This is a genomic window from Arthrobacter sp. P4_F11, from assembly GCF_056401395.1.
Window position 1 is genome coordinate 60,064 of the sequence record NZ_JBFUJK010000016.1, and the last position, 26,207, is coordinate 86,270.

Genomic DNA, 26,207 nt, shown 5'->3' on the forward strand with positions numbered 1-26,207 from the left:
CCGGCCCTGACAGGCAGGCAGGCAGGCAGTCCATGCTGATCGCGCTGCTGGGAGACGTCATGCTGGGCCGGCTGGTGAACCGGCACCTGGCAGCGGCCAGGCCTGCCTACCCGTGGGGCGACACGCTGGCGGTCCTGGAGCAGGCCGATGTCCGCGTCGCCAACCTCGAGTGTGTCCTGGCGGCCGGCGGCGAGCCCGAGCCCGGCAAGATCTTCCATTTCCGCTCGGACCCGAAGAATGTGGCCAGCCTCCTCGCGGCCGGGATCGACGTCGTCTCGCTCGCCAACAACCACGTCATGGATTTCGGCCAGGACGCGTTCGGGGAGATGCTGCCGGCGCTGGACGGCTGCGGCATCCTCCATGCCGGGGCCGGCCCCGACCTGGAGACCGCCCGCCGCCCGGCCGTGTGGCGCGTGGGCGCCGTCGCCGTCGGATTCATTGCCTTCACAGACAACGAGCCCGGCTGGGAGGCGGGCACCGCGGCTCCCGGGGTCTACTATGTCCCGGTGGACGACGTTTCCGTTCATGACGTTCCCGTGACCGACGATCCCGTGACAGGCGGCGGCGGCCGGCGCCGGGCGCGGCGGGACGGACTCTTGGAACTGGTCGCCAGGACCAAGGCCCGCGTCCAGGTCCTCATCGTGTCAGCCCATTGGGGCGGCAACTGGGGCTACGACGTCCCGGCCGGGCACCAGGACCTTGCCCGGGACCTCATCGAGGCCGGGGCCGACGTCGTGTTCGGCCACTCGCCGCACATATTTCGCGGCGTCGGCATCCACCGGAACCGTCCCATCATCTTCAGCGCCGGGGACTTCATTGACGACTACGCTGTGGACCCGGTCGAGCGCAATGACCAGTCTTTCGTGTTCATGCTCGACACCGACGCCGGCGCACCCCGAACGCTTCGGCTGCATCCGACCATCATCGCCGGATTCCAGGTGCGCCTGGCCCGCGGATCGGCACCCGGCATTGCCGCCCGGATGCAGCGGCTGAGCGGTCAGCTGGGCACGCGCGGCCACTGGAACGCCTCCGGCCGCTGCCTTGAGATTCCGCTGGACAGGCCGGCGTTTTAAATCACAGGTTCTGGAATGCAGACCAAGGTTGGTCAAAGGTCCCCCTGTTACCGTTCCGTCAGGCCGTGTCATCCCGCAGGCCGGATTTGGAAGGGGACAGCATCATGGGCGAACACGCCATGACGCCTCGGCAAGCACGGATGGCACCGTTATACTGGCCGCGATGGATCGTGCTCATCATGGTTGTGGGGATGGTGGCGGTCTTGGCCCCAATTATCGTCATCTCCGGATCAGCCACCGCAACGGCGCCTGCCAAGGGGAACTACGTGCCGCAGACGCGCACGTACTTCATCGGCGCGGATGAGGTCGACTGGAACTACGCGCCGACCGGCAGTGACCAGATCACGGGTAAGTCGTTCGACGAAACCGCCGCCGTCTTCACTCAGCAGGGACCGCAACGCATCGGCAGCACCTACATCAAGTCCCTGTACCGGGAGTACACCAATTCCTCCTTCCGGACGCTCAAGCCAAGGACCGCTGCCGACGGGCATCTAGGCATGCTGGGGCCGGTCATCCGCGCCGTCGTCGGAGACACCATCAAGGTGGTCTTCAAAAACAACCTGGACCGCCCCGTCTCCGTGCATACCCACGGCGTCTTCTATGACAAGGGCAGTGAAGGTGCCCCGTACAACGACGGGACCAGCCCGGCAGATCATCGGGACGACGCTGTCGCCCCGGGGATCGTCTACACCTATAGCTACAAAGTTCCGGACCGTGCCGGCCCCGGCCCGATGGACGGCAGTTCCGTAATGTGGATGTACCACTCGCACACGGATGAAGTTGGCGATGACTACGCCGGCCTGGTTGGTCCCATGGTCATAACGAAGGCCAGCGCCGCGCGCACGGACGGCACCCCGTTGGATGTGGACCGCGAATTTTTCGTGCAGTTCAAGGTCAGCGACGAGAACGCCAGCCCATACCTGCAACGCAACATCACCAGGTTCGCCGGGGACCCGGCTTCGGTGGACCCGGGCAATGAAGAGTTCGAGGAGAGCAACTTGATGCACTCCGTCAATGGCTACGTCTTCGGCAACCTGCCACTGGACGCCATGACCATGAAAAAGGGCGAACGGGTCCGCTGGTACCTTATGGGCATGGGCACTGAGGTGGACCTGCACACCCCTCACTGGCATGGCAACACCGTGACGGCTTTGGGAATGCGCACCGATGTAGTGAGCTTGCTCCCGGCGACCATGGTGACGGCCGACATGGTCCCTGACGACCCCGGCACGTGGCTGTTCCACTGCCACGTCAACGATCACATCAGCGCCGGAATGCTGGTCCGCTACCGGATAACCAACGCAACGGCCCCCCGCAACGGCAACAGCGTCCACTCCGGCCACACGTCGTAACCGGAAATTCGTCGCGCCGGTGGCCCGCGGAGCGCCGGCAGTGGATCAGCGACGCGCCGTCCGCCGCCCCGGCCCTCCGGCGCCGCAGAACGGCATGCGTCCGGCGGCCACATGAGGTCCCGTTTACATTCCTGAAACATGCCGGTCACGCGAACTTCACGCCGTCGCGATTCCCGTAACGTGCCCGCAACTTTTCGCCTCACTCCCGGAAACATGGCTCCGCGAGGATTAAATCCGGATCGGGGGGCCGGCGGCGACGTGTCCCGGTACGGAAGACTGACGAGAAGGGACCCGCCGGTGGAGCTCACTGCTGGAAGCGTCTGGATGATTGTGTCGGCAGCGATGGTTCTGCTGATGACCCCGGCCCTGGGCCTGTTTTACGGCGGGATGACCCGGGCCAAGGCCTCGCTCAACATGATGATGATGAGCTTCGTCGCGGTGGGGATCGTCGGCGTGGTGTGGGTCCTCTGGGGCTACTCGATGAGCACCGGGCAAGGCGTCCTCGGCGTGGTCGGAAACCCGTTCGCCAGCTTCGGCCTGAGCGGCCTCATTGGTTCGCCGGACCTGATCAAGGCCGGCTACAGCGCCACTTTTGCCATCCTCACCGTGGCCCTCATCAGCGGCGCCATCGCGGACCGCGCGAAGTTCACCTCCTGGGCCCTCTTCGTCCCCATCTGGATCACCCTCGTGTACTGCCCCCTGGCCTTCATGGTCTGGGGCGGAGGCCTCATGAGTGCCGGCGGCGCCGTAAGTGCCGTCTTCGGCCAGGTCATCGATTTCGCCGGCGGCACCGTAGTGGAAATCGCGTCCGGAACCGCGGCGCTGGTCCTGGTCCTGATCCTGGGCAACCGGCACGGCTTCGGCAAGGACCCCGGTCACCGCCCCCACAACATCCCCTTCATCATGCTCGGCGCGGGCATCCTGTGGTTCGGCTGGTTCGGCTTCAACGCCGGCGCCGCCACCACCGTGGAGCAGGCCGGCCTGATCTGGGTGAACACCCTCGCCGCCCCTGCCGCAGCCATGATCAGCTGGCTGGTGACCGAGAAGGTCCGCCATGGCCACCACACCTCCTTGGGCGCGGCGTCCGGCGCCGTCGCCGGCCTCGTGGCGATCACGCCGTCGTGCGCCAACATCAGCCCGCTCGCCGCGCTGGGCCTTGGCTTCGTGGCCGGTGCGGCCTGTGCCGTGTTCGTGGACCTGAAATTCACGTTTGGCTTCGATGACTCGCTCGACGTCGTCGGCGTCCACCTCGGCGGCGGCCTGATCGGCACGCTCGCCCTCGGTTTCATTGCGCTCCCGGTGGACGGTGCCGGCGGCGGGCTGTTCTACGGCGGCGGGCTCCACCAGGTCATCGCACAGACCGTGGCCGTCCTCATCACGGTGGCCGTGTCCGGCCTCGGGACCGCGGTGATCGGACTCGCCATCCACAAGACGCTGGGTTTCCGGGTCAGCCGCGAGGACGAACTCGCCGGAGTCGACCGGTCCGAACACGCCGAGACCGCGTATGCCTTTGCCGAGCTCGGTTTCAGCCGGTTCAACCCGTTCGGCCACCACACCGGCGCGGCCCACACCGGCGCGGCCCACGCGGCCGGCCGGGCACAGGAAAACGCCTCCGCACGCGCAAAGGAAGACAGCCTCGTCTGAGCCGGCCGCCGGGGCCGGCTCAAGTTTTTCCAAAGGGCCCGGGTGTAAGACGCGGTCGGAGGCTTAAGATATGGGCGGGGGGCACTCGAATTAGCGAACTCGCTTAATGGGAGGCCACGATGTTCAGCCAAGCCAGCCGCAAGGCATCAAAACCGAAGCTAACATCGGTGGCGCGGACCCCGCGCAGACACCGGCGCAGGTCCCTTCCCAGACCGGACACATTTTGGTTCGGGCGCGGGCTGGCCTCACTGGCGGCCTTTGCCCTGGCGGCTGGCGGCGGCCTGGTGGCGGCAGCCCCTTCGAACGCCGTCAATCCGGCACAAAACTACATCGTGGTGCTCAAGGACGGCGTCGTGGACGCCGGAGCGGCGGCAGCCGCCCAGCAAAGCGCCTACGGATTCACGGCATCGAAGGTCTACCGCAACGCTGTGAACGGCTACTCTGCCAACCTGACGGCGGCCCAGGCGCAACGCGTCCAGGCCGACCCCAACGTCGACTTCGTCACGGCGGGCCGGACCTTCCAGCAACCGCGGGATCTTGGAACCGCGGCCACCCAGGAGACGCCGTTTTGGCGCAAGCGGATCGCCGGAACCAGCTCAGACGTCCGGAAGGCCCTCGACCGGGGGCCAAGCCGGATCAACGTCAACGTCGCCGTGATCGACAGCGGCATCGATGCGACCCACCCGGACCTGAACGTCAAGGGCGGCGTTGACTGCCAGTCCGGCTCCCCCGTCGATGTGACCCCCGTTGACGTCCTGGGGCACGGAACTTTCGTCGCTGGCGTGATCGGCGCCCGGAACAACCGCCTGGGCGTCATCGGGACCGCCCCGGGCACTCCGCTGTGGTCTGTCCGTGTGGTTGACGACGCCGGCCTGATCTCCGAGGAAAGCCTGATCTGCGCGATTGACTGGGTGACCTCGACGCGCAAGGACGATGACGACAGCAACGACATCGCCGTGGCCAACATCAGCATCGCCGGCGGCGCCGCGGACACTCCCAACTGCGGCAAGGGCACGGACCCAATGCACTACGCCATCTGCCGCTCGGTCCGGGCCGGTGTCACCTATGCCGTCGCGGCCGGCAACGCCGGTGAGGACTTCGCCAACACAGTGCCGGCCACGTACGACCAAGTACTGACCGCCACCGCCATGGGCGATTTCGACGGAAAGTCCGGCGGGGATGCCGCCCCGATCTGCGGCCCCGACGACTTTTCGAAGTACGGGCAAAAGGATGACCAGCCGGCATTCTTCTCCAACTTCGCCACCACGAGTGACGACAAGGCCCACACGGTCGCCGGCCCCGGCGTGTGCATGCTCTCCACCTGGCCCGGCGGCTACAACGTAAGCAACGGCACCAGCTTCGCCAGCCCGGCCGTGGCAGGGTCCGTGGCCCTCTGCATCAGCCAGAAGGCCTGCACGGGTTCAGCCGAAGATGTCATGGAGCAGTACCTGGACCTGACAAAGTCGTACTCGAAGCGGCACCACGACTACGGCTTCGGCGGCGATCCCATCCACCCGATCGGAGGACAGTACTACGGATACCTGACCCAGACGGTGAGCTTCTGACGCTACGGCAGTGAGGAATCCGGCGGCGCAAGTCGCCGCGCCAGCGGCCCTCGGCGAGTCTCAGCCGAGGGTCCAGCCGGGTTTCAGCCCAGCAGCGGGTTTCAGCCCAGCAGCCGGCGTTCATAGGCGAAGGCCACCAGCTGGAGCCGGGTCCCGAGGCCCAGCTTGCCCAGCACGCTCCTGAGGTGTGTCTTGACCGTCGCCTCGGATACGAACAGGCTTCCGGCGATCTCACCGTTGGCCAGCCCCTTGGCCGCGAGCAGGAAGACGTCCCGTTCGCGGGCAGACAGCACCTCCAGCGCGGACAGGTCCGGTCCCCCGGCCGGCACGGTCCGGGCGGCATGCTGGAACAAATCCTGCACTGATCCCGGAGCAATCACGGAGTACCCGGAGTACACGGTCCGGATCGCGGCGAGCAGGAACTCCGGTTCGGCGCTCTTGAGCAGGTAGCCGCTGGCCCCGGCGTGCACGGCGTCAACCACCGCTTGGTCCCGGTTGAACGTGGTCAGGGCGATGATCTTCGGCGCGCCGGTGCCTGCGGCCTCCGCCTGCCGCACGATCCGCCGTGTGGCACCGACGCCGTCAAGGACCGGCATGCGCAGGTCCATGAGCATCACGTCGGGGCACCGTTCGACGGCGAATGCCGCCGCCTGCCCGCCGTCGCCGGCTTCCCAGGCCATCGCCATGTCGGGCTGGCTCTCCACCAGCATCCGGATTCCCGCCCGGAACAGGGCCTGGTCATCGACAATCGCCACGGTAATGGCCGCCCTGGCGTCAGCCACGGTCGCCGGCTTCGGCCAGCGGCATTCCCGGGCGCGCTGCAGGGCTTCCCGCAGGAACCAGGTCCGGCTCCGCGCTGGCGGCGGCAGCGTCGGCGTCGGCCGTCCTTGTGCCGTAGGGGATAAAGACGGTCACCCGGTACTGCTCGCCATCCGGGCCGGACGTCATCCAGCCTCCGGCGAGGTGGGCGCGTTCCCGCATCCCGGCGAGGCCGCGGCCCACCCGCGTTTCGGCGGCGGGGTCCGGGCTGTCCCTGCCTGTGGTCTCCGGGATCCCGGAGGCCGCATGCAGGGTCAGCCCCGGGCCGCTCCAGTCCAGGTGCAGCCGCACCGCGGAGCCGCGGCCGCCGTGTTTCAGGGCGTTGGTCAGGCATTCCTGGATAATCCGGAATACGGCGAGCTGCTGCCCGGCGGAGAGCTCGGCGGGCGCGCCGGACTCGCTTTGTTCGATCTTGAGGCTGCCCTGCATGCGCGCCACGAGGGGCCCGACGTCGCTGAGCCGGGGCTGGGGCGTGACCATGCCGTCGTCGTGCACCCCCTCGATGACGCGCTGCGCGTCCACCAGGGCGCTCCGGGCCGACGTCGCGATGTTCTCCAGGGCGTTAAGCACGGCCCTCGGCTGGTCCTTGCTCAGGTAGCGGGTGCCATCCGCCTGCGCCGCGATCACGGCCAGTGAGTGGGCCAGGACGTCGTGCAGGTCCCGGCCGATCCGGGTCCGTTCCTGCTCCACGATCAGGTCCACCTCGGCTTCCCTGAGGCTGGTCTGGGCGATGGTCCTGGCCTGGAAGAGGCTGCCGCGTTCCTGGTACATCGCCAGCAGAAGTCCGACGGCGGCGCAGGCTGCCGCGATCACCAGCAGCAGCGAAAAGAGTTGCCAGCCGTAGGCTCGAAACGTCCACCGGTCGCCCATGTACAGTGGCGGGAACCAGCCGACGCCGTTGCCGTAGCGCCAGGACAGCATCAGGAAGGTCATGGCGGCGGCGAACACCACGTTGGCGGCCGCCGCAATGAAGCGTGTCCTTCGCCGGGCCGTCCATTGGATGAAGGCCAGGGACACGAACGCCCCGAGGTAGATAGCCCAGTGGTTGGCGTGCATCGCGGGAATGGCGTACCCGAGTTGGCCCGCGAGCAGCCCTGCCGTGAATCCGAGCGACGCGTAGGGCTTCCAGGCGGCGCAGGCAATCGCTGCCGTCATGAGGATCAGCGGCCACGTCCCCTCCCAGGTGTGGAGGCCCGGGCCCATCCGCCCGGCCTCGGCCACGCACCACAGCGTGAAGAAGAGAACGGCCGCCGCAGGGGCGCCCCAATGCCGCAAAACTTTCAGTAGTGGTTCCATGCTGTCACCCTATCCACGGCGGCTGTCACAGGCAGGTCACATCCGGCCGCGCTCCACCTTGGGGCCAGAAGATTCATCTTTCGAGCCAGCCCTCCGTCGACAGCGGGCGTAGTATGGCGGCCATGACCAAGGCAGCGGTTGAGGTCACAGCTCCCGCCGAAGCGGTGCCGTACTCCGTGCTGGACAGCGTGTTCTTCGTGGTGGGCGGAGTTGCGGCTGTGTGGCTGACCGCGCTGCTCGTGCAGTTGAGCTTCGAATGGGGCTGGGCGCAGGTCTGGTTCCTCTTCATCTTCTGGGCCCTGCTCGCCTATCTGGTGCTTCCCCGTCTGCACCGGATCCTGACCCGGCTCTACGTTCCGGACTACTTCATCGGCCGGGCGCGCACCAGCGACGGGCTGCTGGGTGATCCCGTGAACATAGCCCTGCTGGGATCGGAACCGCAGATCCATGGCGTGATGCGGTCCGCGGGCTGGACAAGGGCCGATGACGTGACCCTGGCCAGCAGCCGGCGGATCGTCTCCTCCACCCTCCTGCGCCGCAGCTATCTTCAGGCCCCGGTCAGTCCGCTGTTCCTGTTCGGCCGCCAGCAGGATTTTGCCTACCAGCAGGAAGTCGACGGCACCCCGGGCAAACGGCACCACGTCCGCTTCTGGCGGTGCCCGCCCGGCTGGCTGCTGCCCGGCGGGCTGGCCGTCGACTGGTTGGCGGCCGGCACGTATGACCGCAGCGTCGGGCTGTCCCTGTTTACCCTGCAGATCACCCACAAGATCGATGAGAACACCGACGCCGAACGCGACCATGTGGTCGGCGCCATTACCGGGGCCGATCCCGCGGCCGGGCTCAGGGTGATCCGTGATTTTTCCACCGGCTATCACGCGCGCAACGGCGGGGGTGACACCATCAGCACCGACGGCAATCTCCCGATCGTCGATCTCCGGCAGACCGTCGCGGAGCCGACCGCTGCGGGCTTGCTTGCGTCCGTCTCTGCCCCGGGCGAGGGCCGCACCAGGCGTCCTTCGACCACGATTGTTGGGGCGGTCTTCGTTGGTGCCCGCGCGGCGGCGGCCGCGCTGCTGGCCCTGTCCCTGGTGCTCTTCAAGGACGCGCACGTCGGCTCACTCGTGCAGCCCGTAGCCGGCCCGGCGGTCACGGAGGCCCAGGCGGAATTGGCCGTCAGCGCCGCAACGGTGGTTGTCCTGCTCTTCGCCGTGGCCGAGATCCTGCTGGCGTGGTTCGTGTTCCGCGGCCGAAACTGGGCCCGGACGGTGGCCATGGCGCTGAGCACGGCCGCCATCTGCTTCCAGGCCGTCGATGTTTTCTACGGCGGCCCGGACATCACCCTGAAGTCCAATCTCCCCGGCCTGACCCTGGACATCCTGTTGCTTCTGGCGCTCTCCAGCAAGCGGTCCCGCGACTATGCCCTGCGTCCCCGCAAGGAAGTCAAACGGGATTCCAGCCGTCCCGGCGGCCGGACGCCCTGAATCCCCAGGATCCAGGGGCCCTTGACAGCCCTCTCGCTGCGGGAGCTAGATGTTCAAATAGCCAGCAATCCACCGCAGGAGCAGCTAAGGAGCGGACATGAGCGACGACTCACAGGCGCCCGAGCGTCACCACAGCGAGACCCCCGCCGAAGGTGATGCAACGGCTGAACCCTTCGACGACCGCGCCCATTCCCAGGACGCGGCAGAAGGCCCGGACACCGACGACGAACCGGGCCCCACGGCCTAGCCTCGCTACGCGCTAGCCTCCCTACGCGCGAGCCTCTCTACGCGCGAATTCGCCGGAACGCTGCGGGCTCGCCGGAACTTTCCGGCGAGCGGGGAGGCTTCCGGCGAATTGGACTCGCCTGCCCCGGCCGGTCTCCTGACGGTCCCAGCCGCACAGCGTCCTTAACCGGCGAAATATCTTCGCTCGCCCGGGTGTTGCTCCCGGCATGACAACAATCGGAATCATCGGTGCAGGACACATTGGCGGCCAGATCGCCCGCAAGGCCGTGGAGCTCGGCTACGACGTCGTGATCAGCAACTCGCGTGGACCGGAAACCCTGGCGGACCTCGTCGCGGAACTGGGGCCCCGGGCCCGGGCCGCAACGCCGGCCGAGGCGGCCGCAGCCGGCGACTTCGCCGTCGTCACCGTGCCGCTCAGGAGCCTCCCGGACGTCCCCGTGGAACCGCTGGCCGGCAAGATCGTCCTCGACACCAACAACTACTACTGGGAACGCGACGGGCATATCCCGGCCGTGGATGCCGGCGAGGCCACCACGTCCGGCCTGCTGCAGGAGCACCTTCCCCAGTCCAAGGTGGCCAAGGCCTTCAACCACATCATGTTCTCCCAGATCACCACGGACGGGACGCCGGCCGGCACCCCGAACCGCCGTGCCCTGGCCACGGCGAGCGACTTCCCGGAAGCGGCCGAGCTGGTGACCAGGCTCTACGACGAATTCGGCTTCGACACCGTCAACATGGGCCCGCTCGCCGAAAGCTGGCGCACGGAACGGGACCGCCCGGCCTACGTGATCCGGCAGAACGCGGCCGAGCTCACAGAGAACCTGGCCAAGGCACCGCGCACCATCTGACCCGTCCTGGCCCGGGCGCGCGAATTCGCCGGAAGCCCGCGAGGTCGCCGGACTTTTCCGGCGGGCTCGCAGCCTTCCGGCGAATTCGGCCAGGGGCTAGGCGCTTGGCAAGCAGGCCGGCGTCGGCGGCGGCCGGGTCGAGGGTGGGCAGGATGGCGCCGGACTTCATCTGAGGAACCACGCCGTGGGACACGACGCCCAGGACGGTGTCCGGGACCGCGAGGATCACGACGTCGGCGTCCTTGATCGCGTCCTCGGTGGTGCTGATTTCCCGGACTTGGGCGCGGACGCGGCCCTGGCCTGCCGGCGAGTTTTCGCGTAGTAGATGGCATCGGCCCTGGCTGAGCACCGCGGGATCTTCCTTGCCCTGGAATCACGCGATGAGGCCGCCGTGACGGCGGCCATGCGCTTCCACATGGACACGGCCTCCCGGCGTCTCCTGGCCGGATTCGACGCGGACCAGGGCTCCGCCGGAGGCTAAAACGGACTAACGCCTTCGCCTCGACGCGCGAATTCGCCGGAAGCCTGCGAAGTCGCCGGACCTTTCCGGCGCTCTCGCAGGCTTCCGGCGAATCCGGGCGGGAGCGCGCGGCGCCACCGCAGGACCCGGGGAAATCCTGAACGGGGACGACTCCCGGATGGTCATTCCCCTATGCTGTAGGGGATCCATCTGGGGAGATGGGTCGCATGCAACGAGGGGGACAAGTTGCGTTCAGACTTTGGCGGCCGGGACTATCCGGCTGGGGACGACTCACGCTTCTATGAAGGCGCCCCACGGGGCGGCGTCCGCCGCTCCGCCAGCGGGCGAATTCCACAGTGGGCAGTCGACGAGGCCCTGGGCAAGCTCGAGGACCCTGCCCCGTGGCGCGAAGTCCCCGGCGCTGGCGGCAAAACTCCGAAAATTGTCCGGCCCCGCCGGAAGCGGCCACGGCGCGCACGTCACTGGGGCAAATCCGGCACCTTTGTTGCCATTGCCCTGATCGTGGGGTTGAACTTCCTCCCTCCGCTGTTCGAGCAGTTTGTAATGGCCCCTGTGCGCCCCTACCTGCCCGGCGCCACCGCGCCGCCGCCCGGGGTTGACGCCGCAAATTCCCCGCTGGGAAGGCCGCCGGTCAGCAGCGGCTCGCATGCTTATGCACTGCATCCGGCCCCGGACGGAGTTCAGGGCTTCACTGCCTACGACCCCTGCCGGCCGGTCCACTACGTCGTCCGGCCGGACAACGCGCCGCCCGGCGCAGAACGGTTGATCAGCGAGGCCGTGGATGAGGTCTCGGCTGCCACCGGGCTGCACTTCGCGGCCGATGGCGTCACCTCCGAGGCACCCACCGAGCAGCGCAAAACCTATCAGCCGGACCGCTACGGCCGGAGGTGGGCCCCCGTGCTGATCGCGTGGTCTTCTCCGGAGGAAGTCCCGCAGCTTGCAGGAAACGTTGCCGGGCGTGGCGGGAGCACAGCCGTGAGTGTCTCCGGACGCCCCGCCGTCCTGGTGTCGGGCCAGGTGGCTTTGGACGCTCCCGATCTCGCCAGGATCATGCTGCGGCCGGACGGTCCCGCCTATGTCCGTGCCGTCATCCTGCATGAGCTCGGGCACGTTGTAGGACTGGACCACGTCGACGATCCGACTCAGCTGATGCACGCCGAAAACAGTGGGCTGACCGGGTTCGCCGCCGGCGACCTCGCCGGACTGGCTTTGCTGGGCTCCGGCCCCTGCGTCCCGGAACTCTGACGGACACGACGACGACGGCGGCTGAACCTCCCGCCGTCGGGGTCCGCCAGCCGCGTCACCGGTCGCGGGCCGGCGCGTCCTTCCCGAACCAGGCCCTGACCAGGAGCCACACGGACCACGCCAGAACAAGGACAATGCCGGCCAGTGTGGGAACGGAGTTGGCCGGGGAGAAGCCTTCGGCCCCGATGATCCAGCCCTGCGCGAGGTAGGCGAGCCCGGACAGCGCCATGAGATAGCCGATTACCCGGGAGATGCGGCGCGCCCCGACAACCACGGCACCGGTCAGGACCAGGGCCACGCCCAGCACGACGCTCTGATAACTGCGCATGCCCCACTCCAGCCAACGGATACCCTCGGCCGTCGCAAACCGCGCAGCTTTCTCCGGTTCCGGAGCCGCAACCCAGGCGTCCACTGCGTGCTTGAGGGCAACGCCGTCGACGGCTTGGAGCGCGGCGTAAAGTGCCAGCGCGGCGACCGCAGCGACAGCGCCGAAGCGGGCCGTCCAGGCCAGGGCCCCGTCCGGTGCTTCCAGGACCACCAGCAGGACCAGCAGCCCGGAGATGAGAAGCGCCATGCCGGCGAACTGGCCGAGGTGGACCGCCGTCCAAATACCGCTGCGGGCGTACTCCGCGAACGTCGCCGGGTGGTCGTTTGCGCTGGCCGTGTCGGCATGGAGCAACCCGGCGGCCACGGACATTACGAAGCCGGCAAACGCCAGGGTGGCGGCGAGGCGAAGCGGTGCACGGGCTGATGACGGGCGCCCAGACCCGGCCCAAGCCGCCGGCCGCGGATTATGATCTGTGCCGTATTTTTTCATGGCATCGCCCGTTTCGTGCCGACGCGCGGGTGCGCGAAGTGCGCGCCTAAGCGCAGGCTACGCCGATTGCGTCCGCGGAGCCACGGACCTTTGACCGGCATGTCGCGGCCGCACGTGCGACCCGGCGGGACCGCCCGCTAATCCGGGCCCGCTGCACCCATTAGGACTGCGCTCGTCCATGGCCCAACCGCGCAGCGAAGCGCGCCACCGCGTCTTCCGGAGTTGGCGCGGGACCGAAGAGTTCTGCCTGGCGGCTCGTCTTGGCCACGTAGCGGCCGGTATCGAACCAGGCCGCCATGGCTCCCATGTCTTTCATGAGCGGGGCTGACTTTCCCGAAACCTTGCCTACAGCTCGGAGCAGTCCGGCGGGAATGGACACGACCCTGATTTTCTTGTTCGCCAGCCGCGACACCAGACCAGCGCCTTCCTGCATGCTGATCGGCCGGCTCCAGCCCAGATCGATGCGCTCCCCGGCGACGATGTCCGCGTCAACGGCTTCCGCGAGATAAGTCGCGACGTCGCTGACCAGAACGAATGTCAAAGGCACGCTTTTAGAGCCAAGCCAGACGATGCGGCCCTTCTCGAACGGGTCACCGCCCATCTGGGCGATCTGATCGAAAAATGCTCCGGGACGCAGGGCCACGAACGGGACGCCGAGTTCTTCAAGTTTGTCCTCGGCGAGCTTCTTGTGCCAGAAATGCGGCACATTCGGTGTCTGGTCGCTCGTGAGGATGCTCGTTAGCACGAAGCGCGGCACCCCGGCTTTGCTGGCGGCGATGGCGAGATTGGCGTTGCCACGCGTATCGATCTCGTGGGCGTTCTTATTCTTCCCGGTGTACCCGGCCGCCGTCGTGATCACAGCGGCGGCGCCGGTCATCGCGGCGACGAGCGAATCGAGGTCGAGCATGTCGCCGCGGGCTATCTCGACGCCTTTGGCCTCGAGTTTGCCCGCGTCCGAGCTCGGGCGGACAAGCGCCCGCACCTTCTTGCCCCGGTCAAGAAGCTGGTCGACGACCTGCCCACCGAGCGATCCCGTTGCACCGACAACCAGCACGGGTTCCTGTTCAGACATTGTTATCTCCTAAATGTTTTCTCTGCGGCAGCTGCGAAGGGCGGGCACCCGGGTAACCCGGGTAATGAGCCCAAGGAGTTCGACGGCGCCCGTAGCCTGTGAGCGTTTAGTTCGGCGGCGCCTGGCCCGCCCCGCTCCACAGCCGCCGCCACCAGGACCGCTTCGGCTCCGGATCCGGTGGGGCGACGGCGGCCACGGCAGCCCGGCGGCCCCGCCAGCGGTCCAGTTCGACGTCGACGTCCCGCGTCTTGGTGATCACGGGCGGCCCGCCCTGGAGCTGCCGCCGGGCATCGATGACCCGGGCATTGAAGTCCTCCACAATCTCGCGGACCTGCTTTTCGCTGAACTGGGCATCGAGCCGCGCGTCGAGCTCGGCGTCCTCGGTGCGGAGCAGGATCGCCTTCGGGCCCAGGCCGGAGATGTTCTCCCGCTGGATCAGGCCCTTGACCCACCAGTCGGGGTCGTACGCCTCGCCCAGCCCGGGAATCGGTTTGCCGGCGTACTTGAGGTTGTCGAACTTGCCCTGCGCCATGGCGTCCCGGACCAGGTACTCGGCCTTGGCGGCGTCGTCGATCTTGGCGCGCTTTTGCCGGAGTTCCTCCTCGGCGGCGTTGAGCTCGTCGTTCTCCTGCGCGGTGCTGCCGGAGGCCCGCACGGACCGGAGTTCCGCGGCACGCTCCACCCGGCGCCGGAACGCGCTGTTGGAACCACTGACTCCGCTGCTCATCAGTCACCACCGTCCTGTCCTGTCGGAATCGCGGATCTGCCTTCCAGTATGAGGAACAGCCGGGCGGCGGCAAAAGGTCCGCGCGGCGGCGAACCGCGGCCGTTGCACCCCGCTCCCTCGCCGAGACGGGATCCTTACACTCCCGTAACCCGGTGTTAACCCACCCGTGCGAAGCTGGGGACTTCGGATAAAACTAAGCATCCTTCCCATCTTTTTCTGCACAGCAGATCCCGAGGAGTTGCAGCCGTGAACAGCCAAAACCAGAGCGCGTCCGGAAGCCCCCTGCAAACCAGCCGCGAGGAAGCGCCAGAGGACCAGAGCAGCACGCACGTCACGCATGTCCGCGAAGACGTGGCCATGGCGGGCCGGTGCGCCAACGTCCACCTGCCCACCGGGCGCACGTGCACGTTGCCCAAGCGCCACCCCGGCTCGTGCAATTTCGTCGGACCCGAGGACGCGGAACACGTTGCAAAGCAATAGATCAAAGCAGTAGGACGAAGCGCACTCCCTACGCAGTTTTGCGCAAGGATTCCGGCGGATCCGGTCCCGGGTGCCACGCCGCGGCTACGCTGATCGGACATTGAGCACCGGATCTAGCTGAGGGAGATCACGTGCCTCGTGAGAATCTGCGTGAAGATCTGCGGCAGCGCACCGAGAACGCATCGGCTCAAAGACTGCCGACTGGAAAATCATCCGCTGCGCCGCGGCCCGTACCACTGGACGCCACAGCCCTGACCCGGGCCGGCATTGCCGGCTGGGCCGCCCGGCTCGGACCTCCCGGAGCGGAAGCACCCCGGTCCCGGAGGCTGGCCCATATCGGCGGTATCGCGGCCATCGCCGCCCTGGTCCTCTACCTGACGTGGCGTGTCCTGTTCACGATGCCGTCGGGGGAATGGAACCTGGCCATCGCCTGGATCCTGGTCACCTTCGAGGCCTTGCCGCTGGCCGGCCTCATCCTGAAGGCGTGGTCAGTGTGGAACATCGACAGCCATCCGCCGGCGCCCGTGACGGAGGCCCCGAACGGCATGCGGGTGGCGGTGCTGATCCCCACGTACAACGAGCCCATCGAGGTTCTGACGCCCACGGTCGCGGCGGCCTGCGAGCTGGCCCCGGCGCATGAGACGTGGGTCCTCGACGACGGCGATCGGCCTTGGGTCGAAGAAATGTGCGTCGCCTACGGCGCCCGCTACGTCCGGCGGGCCGTCCACGACCACGCCAAGGCCGGCAACATGAACCACGCCCTGTCCCTGATGGCCTCGGAGAAGGCCGCCGGCGGCCCGGGCATCGACATCATCGCCGTCCTGGACTGCGACCACGTCCCGCTGCCCACGTTCCTCACCGCCACCCTGGGCTGGTTCGAAGACCCCGAGATCGCCCTGATCCAGGGTCCGCAGTCGTTCTACAACGGCGGCGCGTTCGACGACGACGGCATCACGGGTGAGCAGGGCACCTTCTTCAACGTCCTCATGGCGTCCCGCAACGTACCCGGCGCCGGACCCTTCTGGTGCGGGTCGACGTCGTTGTTGCGCCTGAGCGCCCTGGAGGAGGTGGGCGGCGTGGCGACCGAGACCATCACCGAGGACATGCACACCACGCTCAAACTCATCCGGCGCGGCTGGCGGACCGTCTACCACCACGAGACGCTCGCCGTCGGGCTCGCGCCGGCGACGCCGGACCAGTACCTGCTGCAGCGCCGGCGCTGGGGCATGGGTGCCATGCAGATCCTCGTCCACGAGAAGCTGTGGGCGGCGAAGGGGTGGCTGTCGTGGCGGAATTACCACGAGTACCTCAACGGCACGCTGTGGTGGCTGGAGGGCATCGCCACGCTGGTGGCCTTCCTGATTCCGGTGGTGATCATGCTGTCCGGGGCGCAGACCTCCACCGCCGGGCCGCTGCTTTTCACCGGGGTCTTTCTGGTCATGTTCACCGTGCGCCTGTGGGGGTCCAAGCAGCTGATGCGCAACGAAATCCACTGGCCCACGGCCTTCGCCCTGCGGATTTTCCGCGTCCCGGTCGGCCTGGCGTGCCTCTGGTGGCTCATGTCCCGGAACATCCTGGAGTTCCAGGTGACGCCCAAGGGTGCCGCCGACCTCCGGCTCCGGGGCCGGACCCCGCGCATCCTGATCGTGATGGTTGTCCTCATCGCCGCGGTGATTCTTTACGCAGCCGCCGGGCTGGCCGGGCTCGTGCCCTGGCGCACGACGCCCGGTTCCACGGTGGCGTCCGGTGCCTGGCTGGTGCTCGCCGGCGCGGTCCTGGTGCTCGGAACGCGCAGAATCCGGGCCGCCGAATTCGCCACATCCCGCCGCAACGCCTACCGGATGGAGGTGTCCGCGCCGGTAGAGTCCGAGGGCACCAGCGGAGAGCTGCTGGACATTTCGGTCGGCGGAGCCGCAGTCCGCTTCCCGCACGGCACGCTGCCGGCTTCGGGGTCAGTCATGCTCCGGTTGCCGGAGGCCGCGCCGGTCCGGCTGGAGGTCATCCGCACCACCGGGCAACCCGACGGCACCGAGATCGCGTCCCTGCGGGCGGCCGACGACGACTGGGCAACCTACCGTGCGCTCTCGTTGTGGATCTTCCACACGCCCGCAGGGGCGCTCCCCGATTTCCCGCCCGGCGTCCCGGCCGCGGCGTCGCTGCGGGGGCGCTGAGGGCTGGAGGCCGGCGTTCCCGCCCGCTCACTCCCCCTCGAGGCAGAGGATGAACCCGGGAAACACGTGCCGGCCGGGGCGTCCGCCCACCTCGTCAATGGCCCGGCGGATTTGCCGGAGCTGCTCGACGGTCATCTGCAGCGGTGGTTCGTCGGGCTGGTAGGTGGTGAAGATCGGATAGTCGACGCCGGGCTGCCGCGACATTTCGATGTGGCAGCCCAGGACATGGGTGACGGGGTGGGTGGCGCAAAAGCCGATCAAACGGTCGATGGTGCTCACGAACGCTGGCCAGTCCTGGATGTAGAGCCGGCCGGGATAGACCGTGTCTCCGGTGAGCAGTAACCCGGTGTGGGCATCGTAGAACGTCACGGCCGCGTTGTGGTGCCCCGGGCTGGGCCAGCATGCCAGGACGCGCCCGCCGAGGTCCACCTGCGCGGACTGAACGGCGCCGCCGCGGTCGCCGGCGTCCGGGTCACTGGCGTCAGTGAATCCGAAGAATTCCCAGGCATTGTCCCGGGCCGCGTCCACCAGAACGGTGTCGGGACGGGCCGCGAACTGGGCATCGCCTGCGACATGATCGCCATGCGGGTGGGTGTGGAGGACAAGGAGGCCGTAGCCGTCGCGGGGATGGGCGGCAAGCCAGGTCTCCATAAGGCCGTCGACAACACGTCGCAGCGGGAAGAAGTCCGCGGATGCGGTCGCGCCGGTATCGATGAGGACGGCCCTGGCGTTGCCGAACAGCAGGAACATGAACGGCGCCTCGTAGTTGACCGCCATGTTCTGGCGCAGGATGAAGGTGTGCCCGTCGTAGGCGTGGACCTGGATGTCCGGGTCCGTGTTGTGCTTCGCCGACTCCGAGCCGTGGATCCAGGCCACCTCCAGGTCTCCCGACCGGGCGCCACCTGCCGTGAAGTCGGTCAGGTTCGGGGGCGTCTCCATGCGTTCTCCTAGGGGCGTCAGCGCCAGTGGCGGCGGGTGCGGCGGACGTCGGTTCCGCAAAGACGCACCAACACTCCATGATGACCGGTCCCCGTCCGGTCCTCAAACCCCGTCGATTGCTCCGTAGATGCCCTTCTGACAAGTGTTTACGGCACTTACGGAGCAATCGATGGGGCCCCGCAGCTCTGCAGACATCGCCTTGGTCCGCAGACCTAAAACGGGCCGCTTAATTTAGGAGCTTTTCCATACTTTCGGCGCTGCCTGCTGGATAGGCTGAGGTGTCCGGACAAAGCCGTCCGGGAAGGGTGCCAATGTCAGAAAGAAGCCCATGGCCGCAGCTACAGTGGACGACATCCTCGCGGATCTTCCGCTGGGGTTCGCCAGCCTGATGCTTCGGCCTTCCCGCACGGATGCTTCGATCGAACGCTTTCTGATCGTCGACGCCGACGACGAGACCGCCGACGGCGCGACTGCGTTCGTCCTGCTGATCGGCGTTCGCGGACGCTCCGCGTTGCCCGCAGTGCGGCGCCTCTTGAAAAGCCCGCCCCTGATCCTGGCCGTCAAGGGCAGCCCCGACGAACTGGCGGAAGCCGAAGAGCTGCTCCGCGCCGCCGGAACCGGCCTGCTTCTGGTGGACCCGGCGGCAGACTGGGACCGCTTGCTGTCCATCGCCAAGGACCGGATCCAGCCGCCCAGCTACCAGCGCGAAGTGCTGACCCTGCTCGAAGAAGACCTCTTCGCCATCGCCCAGACCACGGCCCGCCTGACCTCCAGCCACGTGGTGATCGAGGACGCCGCCAACAAGGTCCTGGCCTACTCCACGGTCACCAACGCCATTGACGAACTGCGCAAGGCCTCGATTCTGGCCCGGCGCGGCCCGCGCAAATACGAACTCCTGCTCAAGGACCTCGGCGCCTACCGCGAGCTGCACCGGACGCGCCTGCCGGTCCGGGTTCCCGCCCGGCCCCAGGACGGCCTGCGGGAGCGCGTCGCCATCAGCCTGTTCGCCGGTGACCGCATCATGGGCTACATCTGGCTCCAGGAAACCGGCGGGGGCTTCGGCGACGACGTCGACTATGTGCTCACCGGCTCGGCCGCGCGGGCCTCCGCCGAACTGATCCGGTACCGCAACCAGCAATCCGTGCACATGCGCGAGGACCGGATCGTGCGCCTCCTTTCGGGTCCCGCGGAGGCTGCGGCGAGCGCGCACAGCGAGAAAATCCCAGCGGACCGCCCCGCGGCCCTGATCCTGATTGGCCTCTCCGCGTCCGAAGCCCAGGAGAACGACGCCGCACTCAAACACGGCGAGCTGGCCAACCTCGCTTCAATCCATGCAGCCGCCTTCAAGCCTTCAGCCATCGTGGGACAGTTTCACGGCGACACCGCCGTGATCCTTCCCGGGCTGCAGTCCGCCAACGCCGGGGCCGGTCTGCGGAGTCTGGCCGAGGCAATCGTCAAGGACGCCAACAAGCACCTCGGCATCAGCCCCTTTGCCGCCGTCGGCCCCGCTGTTCCCGATCTGCTATCAATCCATTCCGTGACCGGAATATGCGAAGCGCTGCTGGGCTGCATGCGCCGCTCCGGCGAAGTTTCGGTTGCCACGGTGGACGATTTCGAAGCCGAGATCCTCTTCCACGACGCAGTGGAGAACTTTACGACGGCGGCCTTCCGGCACCGCAGCCTCTGGGCCCTGCTCCGCGACGACGCGGAACTGGCCGTAACCCTGCGTGCCTTCTTCGACGCGTCACTCGACGTGGCCGAGTGCGCGAAGCGGATGCAGCTGCATAAGAACACCGTCTACTACCGGATCGGCAAGGTCAGCCGGGTCACCGGCCTGGACTTCGGCAATCCCCGCCATGCACTGGTCGCGCTGCTGCATGTTCAGGAGTGGTCCGGCACGCAGAAGGAGCACGTGGGCAAGAAATGATGACAACACTTGATTCGCCGCCGCTTGCCTTATTACTGGATGACATTGTCCGCGGCCACCGGCCCCGGACGGAAGCGGGGTCAGTCCCCGCAAACATTCCCCACCTGCAGTCCCCGCCGTTCGACCGTTTCGGCATCGCGGTTGCCACAACGTCCGGGGAGCTCTTCAGTTCCGGCGACGCCGATCTTCCGTTCTCGATCCAGAGCATCTCCAAGGTCTTCACCCTGGCGATGGCGCTCGGCGCCGATGACTCCGGCTCGTTGTGGTCCAGGGTCCTTCGCGAGCCTTCAGGGACGTCCTTCAACTCTTTGGTCCAGCTTGAAGTCGAGCACGGGATCCCGCGGAACCCGTTCATCAACTCGGGCGCCCTGGTGGTCACCGACCATCTGATGGAAAGAACTCCCGACGCCGCCGCCCAGGTCCTGCGTTTCCTCACCGGCCAGGTGGGACAACAGAATGGAAGACAGAGCCCCTTCATCGACGAAATGGCCGCAAAGAGTGAACTCTCCGCCAGCAGCCGCAACCTCGCCCTCGCCCACTTCCTGAAGGAATTCGGCAACCTGCGGCGGCCCGCACAGGCAGTGGTCGAGAACTACGTCCGGCAGTGCTCAATCATGATGACCTGCGTGGAGGTGGCCAAGGCGGGTCTATTCCTTGCGCAGGATGGTCGCGGCGCACAAGGCGCGGTGATCTCCAGGAGCGAGGCTAAGCGCATCGGCTCCATCATGCTGACCTGCGGCATGTATGACGCAGCCGGCGAGTTCGCCTACCGCGTGGGACTTCCCGGGAAAAGCGGTGTAGGCGGCGGCATCCTGGCAATTGTCCCCGGCCAGTGCGCCATCTGCGTCTGGAGCCCGCGGCTGGATTCCAAAGGAAATTCCCTGGCAGGCACGGCGGCTCTCGCTGACCTGTCCGACCGGACCGGGTGGTCGATTTTCTGATCTGACGTACGGCTGTCCCCACAATCTCCCTCCAGAACCCCATTTAGATCTCTGACAGATCGAAAGGAACACCCATGCCCAACAACCCCAATGACGAGGTTGGCTTGTACCAGGCCGATGGCGGCCACGCCCACGCTTCGGATGCCCTGATCCACGCGGAGGACTCGGGCTATCACAAGAGCCTGAAGCCCCGGCAGATCCAGATGATCGCGATCGGCGGGGCCATCGGGACCGGCCTGTTCCTGGGTGCCGGCGGCAGGCTCAACGCGGCAGGCCCGTCACTGGTCATCGCCTACGCCGTCTGCGGCTTCTTCGCGTTCCTGATCCTGCGCGCCCTGGGTGAACTGGTGCTGCACCGGCCCTCGTCAGGATCGTTCGTGTCCTACGCCCGCGAATTCTACGGAGAGAAAGCCGCGTTCATCTCCGGCTGGTTCTATTGGATCAACTGGGCCACCACCACCATCGTGGACATCACCGCCGCGGCCCTCTACATGAACTTCTTCGGCAAATACATCCCCTGGATGGGGGCCGTACCGCAGTGGGCATGGGCGATGATCGCCCTCGTCGTGGTCCTTTGCCTCAACCTCGTCTCCGTCAAGGTGTTCGGCGAGCTCGAGTTCTGGTTCGCCCTGATCAAGGTCGCGGCCCTGGTCGCGTTCCTGTTGGTCGGCACCTACTTCGTCATGTTCGGCACGCCCGTGGAAGGACAGGAAGTCGGAATCAGCCTCATCACCGACAATGGCGGCCTCTTCCCCAACGGCCTGCTGCCCATGATCATCCTTATGCAGGGCGTGCTGTTCGCCTACGCCTCGATAGAACTGATCGGTACCGCCGCCGGCGAAACCGAAAACCCCGAAAGAATCATGCCCAAGGCCATCAACTCCGTGGTCTTCCGGATCGCCGTCTTCTACGTCGGCTCGGTCATTCTGCTCGCCCTGCTGCTGCCCTACACCTCGTATGAAAAAGGCGTCAGCCCGTTTGTGACGTTCTTCGGATCCATCGGTATCCAGGGCGTGGACGTCATCATGAACCTCGTGGTCCTCACGGCCGCCCTGTCCTCGCTGAACGCCGGTCTATACTCCACCGGCCGCATCCTGCGTTCCATGTCAGTGGCCGGATCGGCCCCGAAGTTCGCCCAGCGGATGAACAAGGCCGGTGTCCCCTACGGCGGCATCGCCATCACCGCCGGAGTCTCCCTCCTCGGGGTCCCGCTGAACTACCTGGTCCCCGGCCAGGCTTTCGAGATCGTCCTGAACGTCGCCGCCGTAGGCATCGTCGTCACGTGGGCCACGATCGTGCTCTGCCAGATCCAGCTCAAACGGTGGGCAGACAAAGGCTGGCTTGAGCGCCCCACTTTCCGGATGTTCGGCGCCCCCTACACCGGGTACCTCTCCCTGGTATTCCTGCTCGGCGTGCTCGTCATGGTCTTCATCGACTCCCCGCTCACACTGCTGGTGACCCTGGTGGCCTGCGCGCTGATGGTAGGCGGCTGGTACGCCTGCCGGAAGCAGATCCACGACATAGCCGAAATCCGCGACGGCTTCACGGGCGCCGCGCCCGTGCTGGCCAACCGGACCCCAATTCGCTAATCGAACATCCCAGTGCCGTCCAATCCCACAACCCGGCACCCAACGCGAAAGCCTTCATGAAGCCACGAAACCCGCTGAGTCCCGGCCGAACCAGCACTCTGCAGGAACTCGACCCGCCAGCCGCAAACAAAGGCAAGCCGCCGGCGTCGAACGACAGTTGCGAGGACGGTTGCTTCTTCTGCACCGGACCGGAAACAGACTAGCCACCGTTCCGCTGGATTCAGTGGACATGCCATGCCCTCCAACCCAACCCAAGAAGACAAGTAGTGATGAAAACCGAGTCTGCATCCACAATGACCGCAACCGATACGCACCCAGTTGAAGGCGACACCATCAAACCCCTGCAGACGGCCCCAGCGGCCATCAAGGACAACTTCAACGGCGCCAGCACCCTCAAGTCCGCCGGCCATGTAATTGTTGATTCGCTCGTGGCGCACGGGGTGGAACGCACTTTTGTTGTCCCGGGGGAAAGCTTCCTGGACGTCCTCGACGGGCTGCACGGCTCGGAGATCGAGACCGTGGTCTGCCGGCACGAGGGCGGCGCCGCCTACATGGCCGAGGCCGACGGCAAGATGAACCAGCGCCCCGGCGTCGCCATGGTCACCCGCGGCCCCGGGGCAGCGAACGCCCACGTGGGCCTGCACACCGCGTGGCAGGACTCCACCCCGATGCTGCTCTTCGTCGGACTGATTCCGTTCGCGCACCGGGACCGCGAGGCGTTCCAGGAGTTCGACATCAAGGCGTGGTTCGACACCGGCGCCAAACGCGTGATGGTCCTCGACCACCCCGAGCGGGCCTCCGAAATTGTCGCGGAGGCAATGTTCGCGGCCATGAGCGGCCGTCCGGGGCCCGTGGTGGTGGGCCTGCCGGAGGACATCATCCGGGTCCCCATTGATCCGGCCCTGCATCCGGCCATCCCGGTGGCCGCGGGCGGCATGAGCAGCACCGATGCCGGTGCGCTGGCTGAGGCTCTGGCGCAGTCGAAGAAGCCGCTCTTTGTCACCGGCGGGAACGACTGGACCCAGGAAGCGGCCTCGGAACTAACCCGATGGCTCGAAAAGCACCACATCCCGGCCGCGGCGGAGTGGCGGACACAGGGGACCGTAACCTTTGACTCGCCCAGCTACGTGGGGCCGATCGGCTACGGCCGGCCCCGCCCCACCTATGACCTCCTGGAGGAAACCGACCTGCTCGTTTTCGTCGGGACGGTCCCGGGGGACGTGATCACGGACGGTTTCGTCTGCCGGCAGGACTGGAACAAGAACAACTTCCTCGTCTCCATCGATCCCTCGCTGCGCGGCCGCTCCGGTCCGGTCTCCCGCCAAATCCTGGCCAAGCCGGATGCCTTCGTCCGGGATCTGGTCAACATCGACCTGCCCGTCAAAGAGGAATGGAAGGCGTGGACGGCCCGGATGCGCGCCGAGCAGCAGTCCTTCGCCAGCCTGCCGCCGTCGACACCCGGCGGCGGTCCCGCGAAGATGGACACCCTGATGGCGAACCTTGTGCCGCTGCTGCCGCAGGACGCCATGGTGACCTTCGGGGCAGGCGAGCACACCAACTGGGCGCACCGGTACTTCCCCACCCGGCGCTACGCCTCGATGATCAGCGCCCGGAACGGTTCCATGGGGTACTCGGTGCCCTCGGCCATCGCCGCCTCACTGGCCAGCCCGGAGCGCCGGGTGGTCACCATCGCGGGCGACGGAGAATTCCTTATGAACGGCCAGGAGCTCGCCACGGCCGCCCAGTACGGAGCCACGCCGCTGATCATCGTGATGGACAACCAGGAGTACGGCACCATCCGCACCCACCAGGAACGCCACTACCCGTCCCGGGTGTCGGGCACGCAGCTGAAGAACCCCGACTTCGGCATGATGGCCCGGGCGTTCGGCGGTTTCGGCATCACCGTCACCCAGGACCGGGATGTGCCGGCCGCCCTCGAGGCCGCACTGGCCGCCATCGACCGGGACGGTGTGTTCGCCCTGGTCCACCTCGTCGTCGAACAGCGGGTCAAGGCCTACTAAATCCACCCTAACTAACCTGGTTGCGCTATCAGTCCTGGTCCTCATTCGGCGCGTCCATAACCGCCGAGACTGATAGCGCAACGGGTGGTTGGAGGGGTGCCTCGAGGCTACTCCCCTGTTTCGCCGTCCACGGCCTCGCGGAGAAGGTCGGCGTGGCCGTTGTGCCGGGCATACTCCTCGATCATGTGGCACAGGATCCAGCGCAGGCTCGGTGCCGAACCGTCGGGCCACGGGCGACGGGCCAATTGGTCCAGGCCACCGGCGGCCAGGGCCTCCGTGACGCTGGCCCGGGACCGGTCCACGGCGTCCTGCCACAGGGTGCGCAGCTGGTCCGGGGTGTCCCCGGCAGCGGAATGCCACTCCCAGTCCGGGTCGGCCTTCCAATCCACGGCGGCAAACGGGGCCTCCCGGTCCCGGGCGTGCAGGGAACGGGAGAACCATTCGCTCTCCACATAGGCCATGTGCTTCAGGAGCCCGCCCAGTGTCATCGACGAGGCAGCTGTGGTAGCCACAAAGCCGGCCGCGTCCAGCCCGGCGCATTTCCACGCCAGGGTGGCCCGCTGGTAGTCCAGGAAACCCAGGAGGGTCGCGGTTTCGTCGGAGGCGAGGGGAGGCTCGGGGCGGCCCTGTTCGTCCACAATTGTCATGCGCGTGAGTCTAGCCGCCCGGCCTCCACGTCGCCGGAAACCGTCCGCTTCGCCGGAAGAGTACGGCGAGCCGGCACGCTTCCGGCGACTTCGACGACGACGGCGGCGGCAGGTTCGGGTTCGACGACGGCCGGGACGGGGACGACGACGGCGGTGGGCATGCGCACGGTCCGCCTGGCGCGCCGGTGGATGACGTACTCGGCCACCGCAAGGTTGATCACCCAGGCTGCCCCCAGGAGCACCGCCCGGGTCGGCTCGTCGGGCGGGCCCACCAGCAGCATCCACGGCAGCCCCGTCAGCGCCTGCGTTCCCGCGGCGACGCCGATCGCGTAGCCGCGGGTCATCCATGCGCCGTGCCGCACAAAATTCCGGCGCACAACCGCCACGACGCCCAGGACAATGCTCGCCGCCATGGCCGAGCCGAAGACCAGCCGCAGCACGAAAAGTGCGGGCCCGTCGCCGGGCGGCAGCGGATAGAAGACGGCCATCCACAGACCGGACAGGGCGGCCAGCAGGCCCGCCGGCGCAAGGATGCGGCCGGCGATGCGGTGCCAGCCCCGGCGTCCCCGCAGCGCGGGGAGGAACTGGAACGCACCGAGCAGGCTGTAGGTGGTGACGCTGAGGATGTGCGTCACCACAGGCACGGGCGAGGCGAAAAACCGGGCGTTCTGGGCGGTGATGGCTGCACCGCCGGTCAGTTCCGTCAGCCGCGCCGCGCCGGCGATCACCGGAATGAGGCTGAGAAGGATCAACCCGGCGGGCACTGGCCACTGGGGGCGGCGGCGGACACGGGGGACGGGGGCGCTGCTGGCGTGTGTTGTCACGG

At 67.2% G+C, this 26,207-nt stretch carries 24 protein-coding genes; 15 read left to right on the forward strand and 9 right to left on the reverse strand.

The features are described from left to right. Positions 1-32: 32 nt before the first annotated feature. The 4 genes from AC1DRO_RS17030 (at position 33) to AC1DRO_RS17045 (ending at position 5,634) form a co-directional block, all read left to right on the forward strand. Positions 33-1,073, forward strand: coding sequence for a CapA family protein (locus tag AC1DRO_RS17030; RefSeq protein WP_476951735.1), 1,041 nt, complete (start codon positions 33-35; stop codon positions 1,071-1,073). A gap of 203 nt (positions 1,074-1,276) precedes the next feature. Next, on the forward strand, positions 1,277-2,425 hold the full coding sequence (locus AC1DRO_RS17035; protein WP_476951736.1) for a multicopper oxidase domain-containing protein: 1,149 nt from the start codon (positions 1,277-1,279) through the stop codon (positions 2,423-2,425). Between the two features lie 297 nt (positions 2,426-2,722). Beyond that, positions 2,723-4,069: an ammonium transporter gene (locus AC1DRO_RS17040; RefSeq protein ID WP_476951737.1), complete on the forward strand. Its 1,347-nt coding sequence runs from the start codon at positions 2,723-2,725 to the stop codon at positions 4,067-4,069. Between the two features lie 284 nt (positions 4,070-4,353). Continuing rightward, on the forward strand, positions 4,354-5,634 hold the full coding sequence (locus AC1DRO_RS17045; protein WP_476951738.1) for a S8 family peptidase: 1,281 nt from the start codon (positions 4,354-4,356) through the stop codon (positions 5,632-5,634). A gap of 101 nt (positions 5,635-5,735) precedes the next feature. Here AC1DRO_RS17045 and AC1DRO_RS17050 read toward each other — a convergent pair whose 3' ends face one another. After that, positions 5,736-6,416, reverse strand: a complete 681-nt coding sequence (locus tag AC1DRO_RS17050; protein ID WP_476951739.1) for a response regulator — start codon at positions 6,414-6,416, stop codon at positions 5,736-5,738. Next, positions 6,409-7,749 (reverse strand): sensor histidine kinase, encoded by a 1,341-nt coding sequence (locus AC1DRO_RS17055; RefSeq protein WP_476951740.1) that lies wholly within the window; start codon positions 7,747-7,749, stop codon positions 6,409-6,411. Before AC1DRO_RS17055 ends, AC1DRO_RS17050 begins: the two co-directional genes overlap by 8 nt. A gap of 122 nt (positions 7,750-7,871) precedes the next feature. On the opposite strand from AC1DRO_RS17055, the gene AC1DRO_RS17060 reads away from it, so the two are divergent. The 3 genes from AC1DRO_RS17060 to AC1DRO_RS17070 all read left to right on the forward strand — a co-directional run bounded on the left by AC1DRO_RS17060 (position 7,872) and on the right by AC1DRO_RS17070 (position 10,324). Continuing rightward, positions 7,872-9,230, forward strand: a complete 1,359-nt coding sequence (locus AC1DRO_RS17060; RefSeq protein ID WP_476951741.1) for an LssY C-terminal domain-containing protein — start codon at positions 7,872-7,874, stop codon at positions 9,228-9,230. Positions 9,231-9,327: 97 nt separating this feature from the next. Further along, positions 9,328-9,477: a hypothetical protein gene (locus tag AC1DRO_RS17065; protein ID WP_164468554.1), complete on the forward strand. Its 150-nt coding sequence runs from the start codon at positions 9,328-9,330 to the stop codon at positions 9,475-9,477. A gap of 205 nt (positions 9,478-9,682) precedes the next feature. After that, on the forward strand, positions 9,683-10,324 hold the full coding sequence (locus AC1DRO_RS17070) for an NADPH-dependent F420 reductase (protein ID WP_476951742.1): 642 nt from the start codon (positions 9,683-9,685) through the stop codon (positions 10,322-10,324). Here the strand turns inward: AC1DRO_RS17070 and AC1DRO_RS17075 are convergent. Next, positions 10,287-10,673 carry a hypothetical protein gene (locus AC1DRO_RS17075; protein ID WP_476951743.1) on the reverse strand — a complete coding sequence of 129 codons (387 nt, stop codon included), beginning with the start codon at positions 10,671-10,673 and terminating at the stop codon, positions 10,287-10,289. The two genes, AC1DRO_RS17070 and AC1DRO_RS17075, sit on opposite strands and share 38 nt — an antisense overlap. Between AC1DRO_RS17075 and AC1DRO_RS17080 the strand changes: the two genes are divergently transcribed. Continuing rightward, positions 10,650-10,805 (forward strand): hypothetical protein, encoded by a 156-nt coding sequence (locus tag AC1DRO_RS17080; RefSeq protein WP_476951744.1) that lies wholly within the window; start codon positions 10,650-10,652, stop codon positions 10,803-10,805. The genes AC1DRO_RS17075 and AC1DRO_RS17080 overlap by 24 nt on opposite strands. A 225-nt stretch (positions 10,806-11,030) precedes the next feature. Continuing rightward, entirely contained in the window at positions 11,031-12,050 is a 1,020-nt protein-coding gene (locus tag AC1DRO_RS17085) for a zinc metalloprotease (RefSeq protein ID WP_476951745.1), read from the forward strand. 55 nt (positions 12,051-12,105) lie between these two features. Here AC1DRO_RS17085 and AC1DRO_RS17090 read toward each other — a convergent pair whose 3' ends face one another. The 3 genes from AC1DRO_RS17090 to AC1DRO_RS17100 all read right to left on the reverse strand — a co-directional run bounded on the left by AC1DRO_RS17090 (position 12,106) and on the right by AC1DRO_RS17100 (position 14,666). After that, a complete protein-coding gene (locus AC1DRO_RS17090) occupies positions 12,106-12,867 on the reverse strand; it encodes a DUF4386 family protein (protein WP_476951746.1) in 762 nt (253 codons plus the stop codon). Positions 12,868-13,027: 160 nt separating this feature from the next. Next, complete coding sequence (locus AC1DRO_RS17095) at positions 13,028-13,939, reverse strand: SDR family oxidoreductase (RefSeq protein ID WP_476951747.1); 912 nt, start codon at positions 13,937-13,939, stop codon at positions 13,028-13,030. 106 nt (positions 13,940-14,045) lie between these two features. Beyond that, entirely contained in the window at positions 14,046-14,666 is a 621-nt protein-coding gene (locus AC1DRO_RS17100; RefSeq protein ID WP_476951748.1) for a DnaJ family domain-containing protein, read from the reverse strand. 246 nt (positions 14,667-14,912) lie between these two features. On the opposite strand from AC1DRO_RS17100, the gene AC1DRO_RS17105 reads away from it, so the two are divergent. Then, on the forward strand, positions 14,913-15,146 hold the full coding sequence (locus tag AC1DRO_RS17105) for a hypothetical protein (protein WP_028276090.1): 234 nt from the start codon (positions 14,913-14,915) through the stop codon (positions 15,144-15,146). 131 nt (positions 15,147-15,277) lie between these two features. Continuing rightward, the gene (locus AC1DRO_RS17110) at positions 15,278-17,317 is read left to right on the forward strand and encodes a glycosyltransferase family 2 protein (RefSeq protein WP_476951749.1); all 2,040 of its coding nucleotides are present in this window, start codon (positions 15,278-15,280) and stop codon (positions 17,315-17,317) included. A 27-nt stretch (positions 17,318-17,344) separates the two neighbouring features. Here AC1DRO_RS17110 and AC1DRO_RS17115 read toward each other — a convergent pair whose 3' ends face one another. Further along, complete coding sequence (locus tag AC1DRO_RS17115) at positions 17,345-18,256, reverse strand: MBL fold metallo-hydrolase (protein ID WP_476951750.1); 912 nt, start codon at positions 18,254-18,256, stop codon at positions 17,345-17,347. Between the two features lie 328 nt (positions 18,257-18,584). Here AC1DRO_RS17115 and AC1DRO_RS17120 point away from each other — a divergent pair, with 328 nt between their 5' ends. The 4 genes from AC1DRO_RS17120 to AC1DRO_RS17135 all read left to right on the forward strand — a co-directional run bounded on the left by AC1DRO_RS17120 (position 18,585) and on the right by AC1DRO_RS17135 (position 24,734). Continuing rightward, complete coding sequence (locus AC1DRO_RS17120) at positions 18,585-20,183, forward strand: PucR family transcriptional regulator (RefSeq protein ID WP_476951751.1); 1,599 nt, start codon at positions 18,585-18,587, stop codon at positions 20,181-20,183. Next, positions 20,180-21,124 carry a glutaminase gene (locus AC1DRO_RS17125; protein WP_476951752.1) on the forward strand — a complete coding sequence of 315 codons (945 nt, stop codon included), beginning with the start codon at positions 20,180-20,182 and terminating at the stop codon, positions 21,122-21,124. Before AC1DRO_RS17120 ends, AC1DRO_RS17125 begins: the two co-directional genes overlap by 4 nt. Before the next feature lie 74 nt (positions 21,125-21,198). Beyond that, positions 21,199-22,713, forward strand: coding sequence for an amino acid permease (locus AC1DRO_RS17130; RefSeq protein ID WP_476951753.1), 1,515 nt, complete (start codon positions 21,199-21,201; stop codon positions 22,711-22,713). A 293-nt stretch (positions 22,714-23,006) separates the two neighbouring features. After that, the gene (locus tag AC1DRO_RS17135; RefSeq protein ID WP_476951754.1) at positions 23,007-24,734 is read left to right on the forward strand and encodes a thiamine pyrophosphate-dependent enzyme; all 1,728 of its coding nucleotides are present in this window, start codon (positions 23,007-23,009) and stop codon (positions 24,732-24,734) included. Between the two features lie 107 nt (positions 24,735-24,841). On the opposite strand, the gene AC1DRO_RS17140 is transcribed toward AC1DRO_RS17135, so the two are convergent. After that, complete coding sequence (locus tag AC1DRO_RS17140) at positions 24,842-25,381, reverse strand: DinB family protein (RefSeq protein ID WP_476951755.1); 540 nt, start codon at positions 25,379-25,381, stop codon at positions 24,842-24,844. After that, positions 25,378-26,205, reverse strand: a complete 828-nt coding sequence (locus AC1DRO_RS17145; protein ID WP_476951756.1) for a DUF2306 domain-containing protein — start codon at positions 26,203-26,205, stop codon at positions 25,378-25,380. Before AC1DRO_RS17145 ends, AC1DRO_RS17140 begins: the two co-directional genes overlap by 4 nt. Positions 26,206-26,207: the final 2 nt, after the last annotated feature.